The sequence below is a fragment of the Alkalibacter saccharofermentans DSM 14828 genome, assembly GCF_900128885.1.
Lineage (GTDB): Bacteria > Bacillota > Clostridia > Eubacteriales > Alkalibacteraceae > Alkalibacter > Alkalibacter saccharofermentans.
The window spans coordinates 75,153-92,662 of sequence record NZ_FQTU01000009.1 but is presented as its reverse complement, the minus strand read 5'-3'; the positions used below and the strand labels follow the sequence as shown (position 1 = coordinate 92,662).

At 40.1% G+C, this 17,510-nt stretch carries 19 protein-coding genes; 1 reads left to right on the top strand and 18 read right to left on the bottom strand.

Going from position 1 to position 17,510, the window contains the following annotated elements; translation table 11 throughout:
- Positions 1-159: 159 nt before the first annotated feature.
- From ppdK to BUB93_RS07415, 18 genes are all read right to left on the bottom strand, one after another.
- Positions 160-2,811: a pyruvate, phosphate dikinase gene (gene ppdK / locus BUB93_RS07500; protein WP_073270727.1), complete on the bottom strand. Its 2,652-nt coding sequence runs from the start codon at positions 2,809-2,811 to the stop codon at positions 160-162.
- Complete coding sequence (locus BUB93_RS07495; RefSeq protein ID WP_073270725.1) at positions 2,808-3,629, bottom strand: pyruvate, water dikinase regulatory protein; 822 nt, start codon at positions 3,627-3,629, stop codon at positions 2,808-2,810. The genes ppdK and BUB93_RS07495 overlap by 4 nt, the downstream gene beginning before the upstream one ends.
- A 13-nt stretch (positions 3,630-3,642) precedes the next feature.
- Complete coding sequence (gene ccpN / locus BUB93_RS07490) at positions 3,643-4,284, bottom strand: transcriptional regulator CcpN (RefSeq protein WP_143159078.1); 642 nt, start codon at positions 4,282-4,284, stop codon at positions 3,643-3,645.
- 100 nt (positions 4,285-4,384) lie between these two features.
- On the bottom strand, positions 4,385-5,773 hold the full coding sequence (locus BUB93_RS07485; protein WP_073270721.1) for a glycine--tRNA ligase: 1,389 nt from the start codon (positions 5,771-5,773) through the stop codon (positions 4,385-4,387).
- 270 nt (positions 5,774-6,043) lie between these two features.
- Positions 6,044-6,787 (bottom strand): DNA repair protein RecO, encoded by a 744-nt coding sequence (gene recO / locus BUB93_RS07480; RefSeq protein ID WP_073270719.1) that lies wholly within the window; start codon positions 6,785-6,787, stop codon positions 6,044-6,046.
- 5 nt (positions 6,788-6,792) lie between these two features.
- Complete coding sequence (gene era / locus BUB93_RS07475; protein WP_073270717.1) at positions 6,793-7,695, bottom strand: GTPase Era; 903 nt, start codon at positions 7,693-7,695, stop codon at positions 6,793-6,795.
- 3 nt (positions 7,696-7,698) lie between these two features.
- A complete protein-coding gene (locus BUB93_RS07470; RefSeq protein ID WP_073270715.1) occupies positions 7,699-8,109 on the bottom strand; it encodes a cytidine deaminase in 411 nt (136 codons plus the stop codon).
- Positions 8,097-8,468, bottom strand: a complete 372-nt coding sequence (locus tag BUB93_RS07465) for a diacylglycerol kinase family protein (RefSeq protein ID WP_073270713.1) — start codon at positions 8,466-8,468, stop codon at positions 8,097-8,099. The genes BUB93_RS07470 and BUB93_RS07465 overlap by 13 nt, the downstream gene beginning before the upstream one ends.
- A gap of 4 nt (positions 8,469-8,472) precedes the next feature.
- A complete protein-coding gene (ybeY, locus tag BUB93_RS07460; RefSeq protein ID WP_084117109.1) occupies positions 8,473-8,916 on the bottom strand; it encodes an rRNA maturation RNase YbeY in 444 nt (147 codons plus the stop codon).
- A complete protein-coding gene (locus BUB93_RS07455) occupies positions 8,916-10,973 on the bottom strand; it encodes an HD family phosphohydrolase (protein ID WP_073270709.1) in 2,058 nt (685 codons plus the stop codon). Before BUB93_RS07455 ends, ybeY begins: the two co-directional genes overlap by 1 nt.
- Positions 10,951-11,895, bottom strand: a complete 945-nt coding sequence (locus BUB93_RS07450) for a PhoH family protein (protein ID WP_073270735.1) — start codon at positions 11,893-11,895, stop codon at positions 10,951-10,953. Before BUB93_RS07450 ends, BUB93_RS07455 begins: the two co-directional genes overlap by 23 nt.
- Before the next feature lie 234 nt (positions 11,896-12,129).
- A complete protein-coding gene (locus BUB93_RS07445) occupies positions 12,130-12,579 on the bottom strand; it encodes a GatB/YqeY domain-containing protein (protein WP_073270706.1) in 450 nt (149 codons plus the stop codon).
- A gap of 11 nt (positions 12,580-12,590) precedes the next feature.
- Positions 12,591-12,773, bottom strand: a complete 183-nt coding sequence (gene rpsU, locus BUB93_RS07440; protein ID WP_073270704.1) for a 30S ribosomal protein S21 — start codon at positions 12,771-12,773, stop codon at positions 12,591-12,593.
- A gap of 145 nt (positions 12,774-12,918) precedes the next feature.
- The gene (locus BUB93_RS07435) at positions 12,919-13,260 is read right to left on the bottom strand and encodes a histidine triad nucleotide-binding protein (protein WP_073270702.1); all 342 of its coding nucleotides are present in this window, start codon (positions 13,258-13,260) and stop codon (positions 12,919-12,921) included.
- Positions 13,261-13,273: 13 nt separating this feature from the next.
- Positions 13,274-14,578: a tRNA (N(6)-L-threonylcarbamoyladenosine(37)-C(2))-methylthiotransferase MtaB gene (gene mtaB, locus BUB93_RS07430; protein ID WP_073270700.1), complete on the bottom strand. Its 1,305-nt coding sequence runs from the start codon at positions 14,576-14,578 to the stop codon at positions 13,274-13,276.
- Positions 14,579-14,595: 17 nt separating this feature from the next.
- The gene (locus BUB93_RS07425; RefSeq protein WP_073270698.1) at positions 14,596-15,327 is read right to left on the bottom strand and encodes a 16S rRNA (uracil(1498)-N(3))-methyltransferase; all 732 of its coding nucleotides are present in this window, start codon (positions 15,325-15,327) and stop codon (positions 14,596-14,598) included.
- A gap of 1 nt (position 15,328) precedes the next feature.
- Positions 15,329-16,276, bottom strand: coding sequence for a 50S ribosomal protein L11 methyltransferase (prmA, locus tag BUB93_RS07420; protein ID WP_073270696.1), 948 nt, complete (start codon positions 16,274-16,276; stop codon positions 15,329-15,331).
- Between the two features lie 79 nt (positions 16,277-16,355).
- A complete protein-coding gene (locus BUB93_RS07415) occupies positions 16,356-17,048 on the bottom strand; it encodes a TraX family protein (protein ID WP_073270694.1) in 693 nt (230 codons plus the stop codon).
- Positions 17,049-17,232: 184 nt separating this feature from the next.
- Between BUB93_RS07415 and BUB93_RS07410 the strand changes: the two genes are divergently transcribed.
- Complete coding sequence (locus BUB93_RS07410; protein ID WP_073270692.1) at positions 17,233-17,502, top strand: ACT domain-containing protein; 270 nt, start codon at positions 17,233-17,235, stop codon at positions 17,500-17,502.
- Positions 17,503-17,510: the final 8 nt, after the last annotated feature.

Genomic DNA, 17,510 nt, shown 5'->3' with positions numbered 1-17,510 from the left:
AAGTGTCCCTTGTTTGTGTGCTGATGTATTAGTTGTGAAGTGTCCCTTGTTTGTGTGCTGATGTATTAGTTGTGAAGTGTCCCTTGTTTGTGTGCCTGGCACACAAACAAGGGACTGATTCTTTAAATTGAATCAGTCCCTGAAATTCATATATTAATATTATTTTGACAAATCGCTTCCTTGTTGACCGCTGGCTCTTAGAGCGGATTGTGCTGCCGCAAGTCTGGCTATTGGAACCCTGAATGGAGAACAGGATATATAGTCTAAACCTATTTTGTGGAAGAATTCAATGGATTTCGGATCTCCTCCATGCTCTCCACAGATACCCATTTTCAACTCAGGCTTAGTTTCTCTTCCAAGCTTGACTGCCATATCTACTAGTTTGCCAACACCTTCCACATCCACGCTTTGGAAAGGATCTTCTGTCAGGACTTCCTTTTCTCTATATTCTGATATGAACTTGCCTGCATCATCCCTAGAAAAACCAAATGTCATCTGCGTAAGGTCATTTGTTCCAAATGAGAAGAAATCAGCATCTTTTGCTATTTCATCTGCAATTACAGCTGCCCTTGGCACCTCTATCATTGTTCCCACGAGATAATCGATCTTCTTGCCTTTTTCAGCCATAATCTTCTCAACTGTATCTACTACGATCTTTTTAACGTAATCCAACTCGGCTTTTATGCCAACTAGTGGAATCATGATCTCTGGTATAATGGTTGTGTTTTCTTCCTCAATTACTTCTATAGCCGCTTCAATTATTGCCTGCGCCTGCATCTGGGCAATCTCAGGATAAGTAATCGCCAGCCTGCAACCCCTGTGGCCAAGCATCGGGTTAAATTCCTGCAAGCTATGGATAACTTCTTTAATGTCATTTACTGCCATCTGCATTTCATCAGCAAGCTTCACAATGTCCTGTTCATCCGTTGGCAAGAATTCGTGTAAAGGAGGATCTAGAAGCCTTATGGTTACCGGCTTGCCTTTCATAACGCTAAAGAGTCCCTTGAAATCGGATTTTTGCATCGGCAACAATTTATCCAATGCTTTTTGCCTTTGGTTTTTATTGTCTGAAAGAATCATTTCTCTTACTACCGGGATTCTGTTCTCTTCGAAGAACATATGCTCAGTCCTGCAAAGGCCTATGCCTTCTGCACCGAATGAAATAGCCGTCTCGGCATCTTTCGGAGTATCTGCATTAGTTCTGACACCCAGTACTCTTTTAGAATCTGCCCATATCATCAATTTGGCAAAATCACCGGATAGGGTAGGTTCTACTGTCTTAATGCTGCCTTTGTATATCTTACCTGTGCTTCCATCTAGGGATATGTATTCCCCTTCCAGTATCCTGATATCCCCAACAGCAAAAATCTTGAGTTCTTCATCTACTTTCACTGTTTCACATCCAGCAACACAGCATTTTCCCATGCCTCTTGCTACAACCGCTGCGTGAGAGGTCATTCCTCCTCTGGATGTCAATATACCTTGAGATATATTCATCCCTTCGATATCTTCTGGAGAAGTTTCCTTCCTTACCAGTATGACCTTTTCACCTGATGCTGCAGCTTTTACAGCATCATCGGCAGTAAAATACACCTTGCCTGTAGCTGCTCCAGGCGAAGCTGGAAGTCCCTTGGCAATGGGGGTTGCCATTTCCATTGTCGCCCCATCAAAAGTAGGATGCAGAAGCTGATCCAGCTGTTTTGGATCGATTCTAAGAACAGCTTCGTCTTCAGTCAAAAGACCCTCCAGAGCCATGTCTACAGCTACTTTCAAGGATGCGTTTATTGTCCGTTTGCCGTTTCTAGTCTGAAGTATATAGAGTTTCCCCTGCTCTATAGTGAACTCGATGTCCTGCATATCCTTATAGTGAGTTTCTAAATTTTTTGTAATGGTATCAAACTGCTCGTAAATTTCTGGCATTATTTCCTTAAGTTCATCTATGGATTTAGGAGTCCTGATGCCAGCCACCACGTCTTCTCCTTGAGCATCCATCAAAAATTCTCCATAGAGTTTTTTCTCTCCGGTTGCGGGATTTCTAGTGAAGGCTACTCCAGTACCGGAGTCTTCGCCCATATTACCGAAAACCATTGATTGAACGTTAACAGCAGTTCCTAGATTATGTGGAATATCGTAAAGATTTCTATACGCGATCGCTCTTGCATTGTTCCAAGACCTGAAAACTGCATTGATAGACTCAATAAGCTGCTCGTTAGGATCTTGTGCAAATTCCTTGCCTGTTTCCTTTTTTACTATGCTCTTATATTCGTCTACTATATCTTTCAAGTCCACAACTGTCAGCTGAGTATCATTTTCGTATCCATTCCTGTCTTTGTACTTGTCAAGCACCGCTTCGAACCTGAATTTTGGAATGTCCAAAACAACATCAGAAAACATCTGGATAAATCTTCTATAACTGTCATAGGCAAATCTCAAATTTTCGGTTTTTTCTCCTACAGCCATTACCGTTTTATCGTTAAGCCCTAGGTTAAGAATCGTATCCATCATTCCCGGCATGGAAAACGCAGCACCGGATCTTACTGATACCAACAAAGGATTGGTCCTGTCGCCGAATTTTTTTCCGGTCTTTTCTTCAATTACATTTAATCCCTCATGGATCTGGCTGATGATTTCATCATTGATCCGCTTTCCATTTTCATAATATGTTCTGCAGGCATCTGTTGAAACCGTAAGCCCGGGAGGTACGGGAAGTCCAATGTTGGTCATCTCCGCCAAGTTGGCTCCCTTTCCGCCCAATAAAGCTTTCATTTTTGCATTTCCTTCTTCAAAAAGATAAACATATTTTTTACTCATAATTGCTCCCCCTCACGAATGATAGATAATACTATGCTGGCGGTCTCCTCTATTGCCTTAGTGGATACATTGATTACCGGACACCGCAATTTATGAAAAAGTTTCTCAGCATAATCAAGTTCATTTAAAATTCGTTCCATATTGGCGTAGTTAGCAGTATAATCAAGCCCCAGAGCTTTTAATCTTTCTATACGTATGTGATTTAGCTTATCCGGATCGTTGGTCAAGCCTATTATTTTGCCCTTTATGGGTTCAAACAATTCCTTGGGAGGATCCACTTCCGGAACCAATGGTATATTTGCAACTTTTACGTTTTTGTGCGCCAAATACATGCTAAGAGGCGTCTTTGAAGTTCTGGAAATGCCAAGCAATATGACATCTGCTTTTTTTATCCCTCTAGAATCCTTGCCGTCGTCATATTTGACTGCAAATTCTATGGCTTCTACTTTTTTAAAATAGTCGGCATCCAGTCTTCTGTTCAGGCCCGCTTCATAGAGCGGTTCTTTTTTTGTCATTAAGCGAAGGGCATCGATCACCGGCCCGATTACATCTATAGCCGGAATTCCGTACTCATCGCACTTGTTTCTCATATATTCTTTCATTTCAGGAACTACCAAAGTATATACTACTATGGAATTATCCTCTTTTGCTTCGTAGAGAATTTCGTCGATCTGTTCCTTTTCCAAAACAAATGGAAATCTTTTTATGTCACTGATGCTGGTATTGAACTGTATTTTTCCAGCTTTGGCTACCAACTCTCCCGTTTCTCCAAGAGAATCGGATATCACGTATATAATTCCTCGTTTATTTTCCAGCATAATATGTCCCCCTCTAATCATTTCCAATCTTAACCATCATTTTGGTTATAGTCGTCTTAGATATTTTTCCTATGACTTTCAATTTTTCAGAACCATCATTGTCATTTACCTTTTCTACAACAGGTAGTGAGTCAACCTGATGATCTATGATCTTAACCGCTGCATCAAATATAGACTCGCCAGGCTCACAGTATACTATATTTGGCATCCTTGTCATTATCATAGCCACAGGCAATGTTTTTATGTCGTGGTTTCCAAGGGTGATCTTAATGAAGTCTTTTCTTGAAACCACCCCGGATAGGTAACCTTTGTTTTGAACATAAATGTTTCCAGTATCCTCCAGAAACATCGTGACTATTGCATCATAAACAGTTGTATCCTCTGATACCACAACGGGTATACTTTTGACGTCCATCACGCTAATATTCTTTATGAAACTTCCCATTACGCTGATTAAAGACTTGCCGGAATAATAGTACCCAACCTTGGGCCTGGCTTCCAAGATTCCCATCATCGTCAATATTGTTAAATCTGGCCTCAGGGTTGCCCGGGTCAAATTTATTCTATCAGCAATGTGCTCACTAGTAATTGGCTGATTTTCTTTAACAATATCCAAAATTTCCATTTGTCTCTTTGATAATTGTATGATGGCCACCTCCCAAGGTTATATGTGTTCTATTAATACACCTCATTATGAATAAAGTATAACATATTATCTGTGTAACATTAATACTTTTTTTGTATATTTTTTGTACTTAGTATACAATATTGTCGCTAATATGTTTGACAAGCTCATCAACACTAATCCTGACCTGCTCCATTGTATCTCTATCCCTTACTGTAACAGTACCGTCTTCAAGGGTATCAAAGTCGATTGTGATACAGTATGGGGTGCCGATCTCGTCTTGTCTTCTGTAGCGCTTGCCGATGCTTCCCGCTTCATCGTAGTCTACCATAAAGTTCTTAGCCAAAGTCCCGTAAACTTCAAGAGCTTTGTCTTTGAGCTTCTTTGTAAGAGGCAAAACGGCGCATTTGAAAGGAGCCAATGCGGGATGCAATTTCAGTACCGTCCTCGAATCCTTTTCGTCTATTTGCTCTTTTTCAAATCCATTGCACAAGAAAGCCAGAAGAACCCTATCTACTCCTAAAGAAGGCTCTATGCAGTAAGGCACATATTTTTCATTCGTTATCGGATCAGTATATTTGAGATCTTTTCCACTGTGGCTTTGATGCTGCTTAAGGTCAAAATCAGTTCTGTCGGCTATTCCCCAAAGCTCTCCCCATCCAAAGGGAAACTTGAATTCAAAGTCTGTCGTAGCGTTGCTGTAGTGGGAAAGCTCATCATCCGAGTGATCCCGCAGCCTCAGATTCTCTTCTTTGATTCCTAGGTCAAGAATCCAATTTTTACAGAATTCCTTCCAGTATCCAAACCATTCCAAATCTTCTCCAGGCTTGCAGAAAAACTCAAGTTCCATTTGCTCAAATTCTCTGGTTCTGAATATAAAGTTACCCGGTGTTATCTCGTTTCTAAAAGACTTTCCTATCTGGGCAATTCCAAAAGGTATTTTTTTTCTTGAAGATCTTTGAATATTGGCAAAGTTGACAAAAATGCCTTGAGCTGTTTCCGGTCTTAAGAAGATCTCATTGGCGCTGTCTTCCGTCACTCCCTGGAATGTCTTGAACATAAGATTGAACTGTCTTATATCCGTGTAGTCGAATGATCCGCAGTTCGGACATTTGATTTCATGCTGATTGATGAAATCCAGCATCTTTTGATTATCCCATCCATCTACGACGATATCTTCGTTTTTGTTGAAGGAATAGTCTTCGATAAGTTTGTCTGCCCTATACCTTGTTTTGCACTTTTTACAATCCATCAACGGATCGTTAAATCCACCCACATGGCCTGAAGCTTCCCATGTCTTAGGATTCATCAGAATCGCAGAATCTATGCCTACGTTGTATGGGGACTCCTGCACGAATTTTTTCCACCAAACTTTCTTTATGTTGTTTTTAAGCTCTACTCCTATCGGCCCATAATCCCAGCTGTTTGCAAGACCTCCATAGATTTCCGAGCCTGGATAGATTATTCCCCTCATTTTGCAAATACTTACGATTTCATTCATGTTAAGTTCCTTATTCATTTTTATCCTCCATTTAAATTATTTTTATAAAATAAAAATCCCCTGCTTAAAATAAGCAAGGGACGATATTTACCGCGGTTCCACCCTAATTGGCACATACTAAATGCCCTTCTTTTTCAAAGATGTGCTCAAAAGTTCCATTCAAAAGCCCATATGGGAAAGCTTGCACCGTCCTTTCCTCGCTTTGCATATGTCAGCATCCTACTCTTCTTCATCATTGCACAAATATAGATATTCAATAAATAACTTAACAAATTTCACTTGCCTTTGTCAATTGTTATTTAATAGAAATTCAAAAGATCTGTTGCGTTTTCCTGTATGGCATTCCAAAGTCTTGTTCAGTATCACCGCAAGGTGCATCAATTCCTTGGGGTACAAACCTGTTTTTTTCAGTCCGGATATAGGCGTGTCTTGAAGATAACGAAGAAACTCTGCATCTTCATCTGTAATTTTGCTTTTTTGCCTATTGCTCTTTGAGCAGTCTTGACATACCAATCCTCCCAGATCCCAAGAAAACCACCACCCACTGTCGTCTTTGGAACATATCTGACATTTTTTTAAATTAGGTGCAAATCCCAAATATCCCAGAAGCTTAATTTGAAACGCAAGCAGGATAACCTCATCACTTTGGACCAAGCCTTCATTCATGAAATACAGGAGGTTTAGTATCAACCTAAGCGCGCTTTCATCTGATTCGTACTCTTCGTATGCCTGATTTAACGCCTCTGCCATATACGCACCTTTTGAAAGCTTATCTAGATCGTTTCTTAGTTTGTGAAACGACTCAATAAGCTCTGCTTGGTTTAAGTATGCAAAGTTTCTTCCCGTATAATAGACAAAGTTGCAGTAGCTAAAAAGCTGAGTTACCCCTACGTAGGCACTTTTAGGATTCCTAGCTCCCTTTGCTATGGCGGTTATTTTCCCTGATTCTTTTGTAAACAAGGTTATGATCTTGTCGTTTTCTCCATAGTTTACCGACTTAATGACCAATCCGGCCGCCTTTTCCATAGACATGGAGCTTACCTGTTTTTATCCTGACCATATCCAAAGCTTTTTAAATCAAAATCTTTGTCTCGCCAGTCCTTCTTCACCTTAACCCATAACTGAAGATTCACCCGAATCCCCAGAAGGTTTTCTATATCACGTCTGGCCATTGTTCCGATCTTTTTAAGCATCGCTCCGCCCTTGCCTATAATTATCCCTTTGTGGGACTTTTTCTCTGTGTATATAGTAGCCTCTATATCCATAATATCAGAATTTTTTCTTTCCTTCATAGACATGATTTCTACCGCGATACCATGAGGTATCTCCTCATCTAGGGATATCAGGGCCTTTTCTCTTATCATTTCTGCTACTATTACCTTTTCCGGCTGTTCTGTTATGGTATCTTCAGGAAAATACATCGGTCCTTCAGGAAGATATCTCTCCATGATTTCCACCAGCCTATCCACATTTTCTCCAGTGGATGCGCTGATGGGAACAATTTCTTCAAAAAATTCGTATTCCTTCATGATGTCTATCTTCTCTAGAATATCTTCCCTTTTTACGGTGTCTATTTTGTTTATTACCAATATCCTAGGAATATTTACGTCCTTTAGCGCGTCAAGAATGAATCTGTCACCCGGTCCTGGTGATTTCATGTCATCCATCAAAAACAAGATCACATCCACGTCCTTCATTGCAGATGCGGCTCCATCCACCATGATGTTTCCCAGCCTGTTCTTCGGCTTGTGAATTCCAGGTGTGTCTAAAAAAATCATTTGATATTTCTCTGTGGTATGAACGCATCTTATTACATTTCTAGTAGTCTGAGGCTTTGATGAGATAATCACCATTTTCTCTCCTAAAATATTGTTCAAAAGAGTGGATTTGCCTACATTTGGCCTTCCCACTATGCTTATAAAACCCGATTTAAAGCTCATTTTTCATTCCTCCAAAAAGTCTTGTTTTGAAAAGCCATGAGGCAGCAATTCTTCTAACGTAAAGACTTCTATTTCCTTATTAGAATTTGTCAATATTATTTTTGCATCCTTGCTGAATTCATTTATTACCTGCCTGCATATCCCGCAGGGAAATGTTTTTTCGCCATTTGATCCTACTATGGCAATCGCTTCTATCTTCCTGTTACCTTCTGAAACACCCTTAAATATGGCAGTCCTTTCTGCACAGTTGGAAGCACCGAAGGATGCATTTTCTACGTTGCAGCCACCATAGATCTTTCCGTCTTCCATGATTACCGCTGCCCCTACTTTAAAATCTGAATAGGGAGCATATGCTTCCTTCAGGCTCTCATGTGCGATGCTTACCAGCTTTTGATATTTTTTTAGTTCATCCATCTTATGACCTCTTCCCATAGCCTACCCCAAAACACGAAGACCCCTACGAAAACCGCCACCACTGCATTTAGGAGAACTGCCCCTGCAGCGACATCTTTTGCGACCTTAGCCCTTTCATCGTATTCCATGGTTGACAGATCCACAGCCTTTTCAATAGCTGTATTGAACATCTCGCTTGTTATTACCAAGCTAAATGTTATGAACAGCGCTAACCACTCTGTCATCTCAATTTTAAAATATACCCCTGCCAAGGTTACCCCCGCAGCAAAAATAAAATGTATGCGCATGTTTCTCTGGGTTTTCAAACAGTAGAATATCCCCTCAAAAGCATACTTGAAGCTTCTAAACAATGCTTTCATATGATCACCTTTGCAGATTAAGTTTTTCCATAATTTTTTTTTCTTTACTTCTCATCTCGGTCTTTTCCTCAGATCCCATATGATCGTAGCCCAGCAGATGAAGCATTCCATGAGCAGTAAGGTAACACATCTCACGTTCCAAGCCATGGCCATAGCTACCAGCCTGTTCCGCCGCTCTTTGCATGCATATTATGATGTCTCCCAACAACACAGGCTCCAAGTCATCATCTTCATACATGGGAAATGACAGGACGTCAGTTATGCTGTCCTTGTTTCTATAAGTATTGTTGAGGTTTTTTATTTCCTCTTCATCTACTATGGATATGCTCACTTCAAAATCCAATTTAAACCCTTCAACTTCGATGGCTTTATTTACGGTTTCTTCTATCATGCCGATCATTTCCCCGCTCAAATCCCCTTTTGATCGGTTATCAATATAAATTTCCATCAGCTTTCCTCCACTTTTTTGGAATCTGAATCCATATCAGGATATTCTATTCTTTCATGATACACGCTGTTCAGTATCTTGACAAAAACCTCTTTAATCAGGCTTATTTCCTTTAAGCTTAAATCACACTCGTCAAGCATGCCATCAGAGAGCTTCTTTTGAAAGATCTTGTCTACTCTTTCGGCAATTTTATTATCGTTTATGCCTTTTATGCTCCTTACAGCAGCCTCTACGGAATCAGCTAAGGCCAATATCCCTTCCTCCCTGGTAGAAGGCCTCCTCGACTCATATTTAAATTTTTCAATATCCGGGTTTTCGTTGAGCTCATTTGCTTTATGGTAAAAAAACTCAATGGTGCTTTCACCATGATGTGTAATTATGAAGTTTCTGACTTCCTCTGGAATCTTGTATTCCTTTGCCATCTCAAATCCCTTAATCACATGGTTTTTAATGATCTGCACACTCTTTAAGGGAGATATGAAGTCATGAGGATTTATTTCGCCAAATTGATTCTCTGTAAAATACACAGGGGACAAGCTCTTTCCGATATCGTGATAATACGCTCCTACTCTAACTAGCAATGAATTAGCCCCTATCCTTTCAGCAGCGCTTTCCGCCAGGTTGCCAACTACGATGCTGTGATGGTATGTTCCCGGGGCATTTGTCATGAGCTTTTTAAGCAATGGATTATTGGGATTTGCCAACTCAACCAACATTATTGGAGTAGTTATATCAAAGGTCCATTCCCAAATGACCAATGTTCCCAATGTGAATATCCCTGATAGCAATCCGTTTGAAAAGCCTAACATCATATCCATTATTCCGGACAAATCAAAGTTATGGACAATTAGGTTGTAAGATCCTATCAGAAGCAGGTTGACCAATCCAACAGCTAAACCGGTGCGCATTATATCCGCCCGCTTGTTGATTTTTATCATCCCCATGGCACCGATATATCCGTTTACCATGTAGATTATAATCTGTATCATATTAAAATTGGAACTAAAACCCGCTATCAGCACGAAAAAAACCGTGCTGGTTATGGCCAGCCTTTTGTCAGTCAGCAAGGCAATGGTCATCGTCATCATGCTAACAGGCACTATGTATGGAGAAATGCTCACAAGAGGAATCGTCAACAAAACCATGAAGGTGAAAATGATGACAATAATTAAAAACCTCTTATTGTCTTTCAGTATAAGCTCTCTATAGAAATTCCTCAAATACACGTAGTAAACAGAAAATATCCCCAACAAAAGAAGGGCAACACCGATTATTAAGTAAGGGTCGTCAAAATATGACCCTCTCATCATATTGTTGTCAACCAGTAGATTTATCTTTTCAGCCGTGAGCACTTCTCCTCTTTCAACAATCAGCTCTCCGGCCTCATATGTTATTGTAGGAACAGACTGCCTAGCCTCTTCAACCGCCTGTTGAGTGCTCTCAACATCAAGAATCATGTTGGGCTGGATTGATTTAGACAGTATCTCAGCTCCTGTCTGTGCATATTCTTCTCCTGGATTATCTTCAGCGAATGCTTCAGCAGCTTCTTCCTGCACCTGGGCAAGGTTTTGCATGCTTATTTCGTTTTGGTATATCCTCCCTAATGCGGAAACTAAACTTGCTTCCAAAGCACTTTTAACCTCATTCTCCATTTCGAGGAGGCTAATGAGGGCTGTATCCGTGATGTTTATAGATCTCAATCGCAGATCAGAGATCTCAGTATCCGTCAATTCATCCTTTTCGTCAAGAGCCCGGAATAGTTCATCTGTTTTTTCCAACGCATTGTCTTGTGCATTGTCGATTCTCGTATATATCTGCTCTACTCCTGCTGCCGCTTGATCTCTGCGTTTTTCAGTGGTCTTTTCATCTATTATCCTGTGTGGCGCGGCGATATTATCTTCAGCTACATCTCCTTGATTGTAATTGTAATTAGGAGGCAGGGCTGTTATGACCATCATGGAAAATATCGCGATGAAGCCTAAAAGCGCTACCAATATCAGGGTACTTAGTTTTTTTTTGTTCAGTTTGATAATTCTACTTTTTATTTTTATCACCACTTGTCTTTATTGACTTCTTATTTTCATAAGATTCATAAGCATTTATGATCTTTTGCACCAATCTGTGCCTTACAACATCACGCTGAGTAAAGTTGATAAAAGCAATGCCTTCGATGTCATTTAATATTTGAGTGACCTTCACAAGCCCTGAGCTTCTTCCACCCGGAAGATCAATTTGGGTAATATCTCCTGTTACAACCGCTTTTGATCCGAAACCCAGCCTAGTCAGAAACATCTTCATTTGCTCCGGAGTTGTATTCTGAGCTTCATCTAGTATTATAAATGAATCATCCAGAGTCCTGCCTCTCATATAAGCTAATGGTGCCACTTCAATAAGTCCTTTTTCCCTATATTTCAGATAGGTTTCAGGACCCAGTATGTCATATAGCGCATCGTATAAAGGCCTTAAATAAGGATCAACCTTTTCCTGCAAATCTCCTGGCAGAAAACCAAGGCTTTCTCCTGCCTCCACTGCAGGCCTAGTAAGTATTATTCTGTTTACTTCTTCCCTTTTAAAGGCCTTTATAGCCATAGCCATGGCTAAATACGTCTTTCCCGTACCCGCAGGACCTATACCAAAAACAATCTCGTTTTTTTCTATGGCTTTTATATAATTTTTTTGCCCCAAGGTTTTTGGCATGATCTTTTTGCCCCTGGCAGTATAGCATACTATCTCCTTCAGGCTTTCCAAATCCTCTTTTTCACCCTTTTCCACGATGTCAATCAGATATGAGAGGCTCTGCTGGTCAATTGCCATATTGTCATTTATCATGCCGTTTAGTTTTGTCAAAACATCTAAAGCCTTGTCGATGTTTTTTTCTTCTCCAATCAGCTTTAAGCTGTTTTCTCTTGATAGGATTCTTACGTTGAATTTTTTTTCGATTTCCTTAACGTTTTCGTCAAATCTACCGTATATTTTCATAATCGAATCTGCGTTATCCAGCTCGAGTATTTTTTCAGCAATTAGTTCCAATAATTATCCTCCTTGAAAAATCAAATATAATAAATCCATGATACCATATTACCAATGAATATTCCACTTTGTTGGGCTTTAGATGGTTTTAGGTTTGAATCCATGAACCATTGTCCAGCTGTGCTTAAGGGTTTAACCTATACAAATATCAAGAGGCTACCGTTACCGGTAGCCTCTCTTATCTTATTGCTCGTTTAGTATCTCTTTTACGATTTTGTTGATCATTCCCCCGTCTGCCCTGCCTTTAACCTTTGGCATTACAGCCGACATGACTTTACCCATATCTTTAAGGGAAGTTGCACCCACTTCGTTAATCGCATCAGATACGATTACTTTTAATTCTTCTTCCGTCAATTGCTTAGGGAGGTATTCCATCAAAATATCCAGCTCTTTTTCGGTTTGTTCCATAAGATCTTCCCGCTGAGCTTTTTTAAATTCTTCCAAAGCGTCTTTTCTCTGTTTTACCTGCTTGGCAATTACAGCCAAGACGTCTTCATCATCCAGTACAACCTTGTTGTCCTTCTCATTTTGAAGTATCGCAGCCCTGACCATGGTAATGGTCGCCTTCTTAATGTTGTCCTTTTCTCTCATAGATGTCTTCAAGTCAGACATCAACCTATCCTTGAGTGACAAGCTATCACCCCTTATCTAAGCTTTTTATTTCTCTTTCTGGCTGCTTCGGATTTCTTTTTCCTTTTAACACTTGGCTTTTCGTAATGCTCTCTCTTTCTAATTTCAGACATTACCCCAGCGCTGGCAGTTTTTTTCTTAAATCTGCGAAGTGCGTTTTCCAATGACTCGCCATCTTTGATTTTAACTTCTGACATTTTCCACCCTCCCCTCTACTACAATAATGCAACAGAATAGTATTAGTTTTGTAGCGGGTATTTACAACAACTCATATTATATATCAGGGCCTTGCCTTCTGTCAATATGCCCTGTGAAGTTTGCAGTCAAAGGTTTGACTGTTTTTTAACCTGGTGGCCAGGTCAGTTCCCTTCCTCCTAGAAGATGGTAGTGAATGTGATCGACTGTTTGACCACCGTCTTCTCCACAGTTGTTTACCAATCTAAATCCTGAATCCACGATTCCAAATTTAAGCGCTAATCTGTTTGCAACCATATGCATATCTGAAATAATGCAGTTTCCCGCTGGTACTGTCAGGATTGAATCGTAGTGTTCCTTTGGAATAATCAATACATGCACAGGCGCTTGAGGATTGATGTCCTTTATTGCTATTACCTTGTCGTCCTCGTATACTGTTTCGGCGGGTATTTCTTTCCTTGTAATCTTACAAAAGATACAATCTTCCACTAACTCGTCCTCCTTAAATATTTGCCAACTCTCCAGTCAAGAAACCATTTTGTGCTCCTGTTATTTTAACGTCTAAAATCTTGGATTTCAAATCGAAGTCTGATTTTACCTTGACTGTAAGGTAATTGTTTGTATGTCCTTGGTAAGAAGCCGACTCGTCGGCTTCTTGCTCGAACAAAACACTCATCGTACTCCCTATGAAGCTCCTTTCGTAATGGGTTTTCATCTCTTCGCCGGCTTTGATCAATATCCTGCTTCGTTCTTCTTTGATTCTTTCAGGAATCTGGTTCTCATACTTTGCAGCAGGAGTGCCTTCACGTTTTGAATACTTGAATACATGAAGGGCTGAAAAAGCCACTTTCTTGACGTATTCAACCGTTTCTTGAAAATCTTCTTCAGTCTCACCAGGAAAGCCTACCATGACGTCTGTTGTTATGGATGCATCGGGGAAATATTTCCTGATGCTGTTTACCACATCGAAAAAATCCTCTTTTGTGTATTTGCGTTTCATGTCTTTCAAGGTTTTAGCTGCTCCACTTTGCATTGAGATATGAAAGTGTGGACATATTTTTTCAAGCTTTGAAGTCGCCTCTACAAATTCTTTTGTCAAGAGATTTGGTTCCAGGGAACTTATCCTCATCCTCTTTAATCCGCTTATGGAGTTTAATTGTGTCAACAGCTCCAAGAGACTTGTTTTCTCAAGGTCTTTCCCGTATTTAGAAATATTGATCCCCGTCAACACAAGCTCCTTATTCCCCTTTGACACCATCCTCTTCGCTTCATCTATAATATTTTCCGGCTTGCGACTTCTAACAGGCCCTCTGGCATAAGGGATGATGCAATATGCACAAAACTGGTCACATCCTTCCTGTATCTTAATAAAACCTCTTTCTCTTCCGGAAATTTCATCTATTTTCAACTCTTCGTATTCCTTAAGTGCCATGATATTCTTTACAGCGTTTATTTTCTGTCCTTTTTCTTTGGCGCTTTCTATGTACTCAATAATCTTGTTTCTATCGTCATTTCCTATTATAAGGTCCACCTCAGGCATCACCTCGAGCTGTTCAGATGCAGTCTGCGCATAACATCCGCATACGACTATGAAAGAATCCGGGTTATTTCTCTTTGCCTTTCTTATCATCTGCCTCGATTTTCTGTCTCCTAGGTTGGTCACCGTGCATGTGTTGATTACATAAACATCGGCCTTGTCCTTAAAATCGACTATTTTGTAGTCCTCTTTCTCAAGCAATTCCATAATTGCTTCGCTATCATAAGTATTGACTTTGCATCCCAAAGTATGAATAGCGGCTGTTTTCATGTTATTCCTCCCTGATTTTACAGCTCATACTGATATACGATCATAGAAAGCAAAGCCATGCCTGCCGTTTCAGTTCTCAGTATTCTTTTTCCCAGGCTTACCGCAATCACTCCCAGGCTTTCAAGCATTTTTATCTCACAGTTGTCAAACCCGCCTTCCGGCCCTATCACTATCCCTATCCTCTCCGGATGGCTAAACCTTGAAAATATCTCTTTAATACCGATTGTTTCATTTTCATAGGCGACTATATTTAAAGCATTCTTCTTCAAAAGCTCCTCAATGCCTTTTAGTTCCACCGGTTCAGTTATTAACGGTATTTTTCCCCTTCCGGATTGCTTTGCAGCCTCCTGGGAAATCTTGTTCCATCTCGCTGTTTTCTTATCTAAATCCGCCGGTTTGACCACAGTGCGCCTGGTTATAACCGGAACTATCTGATCCACCCCAAGCTCAACGCACTTTTGGATCACGGTTTCCATCTTCTGCCCCTTTGGAACCCCTTGATAAAGAATCGTCTTTATCTGCATCTCGCTTTGATTTTTTTGTATTTTCTCAACTCTTGCAACGGTATGCTTTTTTGATATCTCATATATATCGCACACATACTCTGTTTCATCACCTGAGCAAAGAACCAGGCCCTCACCCGGTTTCATTCTGAGAGATTTTGAAATATGCTGGTGGTCTTCACCATCTATTTCAATCAAGTCTCCTGAAACAGTCTCGGGAGAAATCTCCATAAAAAATCTATGCACCTTACACCATCTTCTTTCTGGCTACCACCGATGCCCAGTCGTTTAGCTGTTCTACTTCTACGATTTCAAATCCTTCAGCCGTAACGTTGTCCACCACCTCGTCAAGCTTATCCAATATTATGCCTGAAGATATGAAAAGTCCGCCTACTTTAAGATAGGGCTTAATCTGGGTAGCAAGATTTATTATCACTTCAGCTAGGATATTTGCCACGATTACGTCAGCCTGTTCATGGATGACATCCATTAAATCCCCTTCTCTGACTTCAATCAAGTTTTCCAGATGATTTTTCTCTACGTTCTCCCTGGCGACTTTTACTGCCATGGAATCCAAATCAACTGCAATGACTTTCTTGCACTTTAGTTTTCCTGCAGCTAAAGCCAGTATCCCGGAACCACAACCGATGTCTATCAAAACGTCGCCGCTTTTTACATATTGCTCCAAGTTCCCAATGCACAATTGTGTTGTTTCATGCAGCCCGGAACCAAATGCCATTCCCGGGTCGATTTCAATCACTAAATCTCCATCTTCCTTATAATAGCTCTCCCAGGTAGGCTTGATCACAAACTTGTTGCCTACCTTAACGGGCTTGTAGTATTTTTTCCAAGAATTTGACCAATCCTCCTGATTGACTTCCGTTATCGTCAGCTCGCAGCTGCCTGGATCCAGTCCACAAGACGGCAGGGTCTTGATCCTCATCAGTATGTCGTTGATTTTTTCCGAATGGTTGGCGGTCTCACTTAAATATCCCTTGATTATGCTGGACAGAGGGTCCATCGCAAGCAGAGCTTCGTCATAGTAATCCCAATTTAGAGGATTGTTGTTTTTCATTATCAACATGTCATTCGGCGATTCTATTACCACTCCCTCAGCGCCTTCTTCATAAAAAATATTAGAAACGGCTTCCTCCGCTTCGGGTGTTGTTTTAATCTGGACTTCGATCCATTTCATTGTCTGCCTCCATTTTCATCTTTGCTACCGTTATTATATATAATGGCATTTGATAAATCAATACCGTCAACAGAGATTCCTAAAGCATCACAGAGTAAACCAAAACTATCATTGCCATATGCAAAGGATAAAATAGATAGAAAAAATATCTAGGAAGCCTCACATTTGTCTCGAACTTTCTGTCGATTAGATATACAGAGAGAACGCTAAGCAGCTGAAGGTTTGAAAATACCTGAACTATGCTTATGCCTGCAGATATATATCTTGATGAAAGATATAATACAGTAACAGAAAATATCCCCATGCTTCTTTGCAAATGGCTTTTTGCTAGATAAAAGACCACTACACATGCAATTCCGTATAATCCATAATCAAATGTAATGCCCACAAATCCCAGCAGCAACACAGGCACTACCCCAAAAGCTATCATTGCTACCCACTTCTTCTCTTTTAGGTTCTTTAACACCAATAAGGCAAAGAAGAACGTGAACAAAACGTTTTGATATCCCGGATCTTGGGAGACAATCATGGAGAAGCTATAAAACGGATAAGCAGATAAAACCGCAAATGAAAGCATCCTTAATATGTATTTGTACGGATTCCTAGTTTTTTCAAATCCCAAGGCTACTTGATATGCAAATATGGGAAACGCCAATCTTCCTATCGCCCTTAAAATTATCATGTGGGGTAAAAAAACAGCCCCTATGTGGTCTATGATCATTGAAATAGCGCCGATTGCCTTTAATACATCGTTTTTGTTGTTTGTCTCCACCTGGTTTCCGCCTTTTTATTATGATATCGTATGTCAACATCCAGTGTTCATTTACATTTAAATTTTTCAGTGATATAATGTTATAAATTTATTATACTTAAAGTAGAGCTTAAAAGATACTCAAAGCTCTTTTTTGTATGAAAAACCGGATATGCCGGTACAATTCAATTCGGGAGGAATAAAAATGAAGGCAATAATCACCGTAATAGGAAAGGATAAAGTTGGTATTATCTATAACGTATCTAAAGTACTATCGGAAAACTCCGTAAATATCGAAGATATCAGCCAAACTATCATGCAGGATTACTTCACCATGATGATGTTAGCAGATCTTTCCCAGATAAAATGCGAGTTCAACGAACTCAAGGACATCTTGGAAAAAACAGGAGACGAAATAGGGGTATCGATAAAGATACAGCGTGAAGAAATCTTTGAAAGCATGCACAACATTTAGGGGGTTTC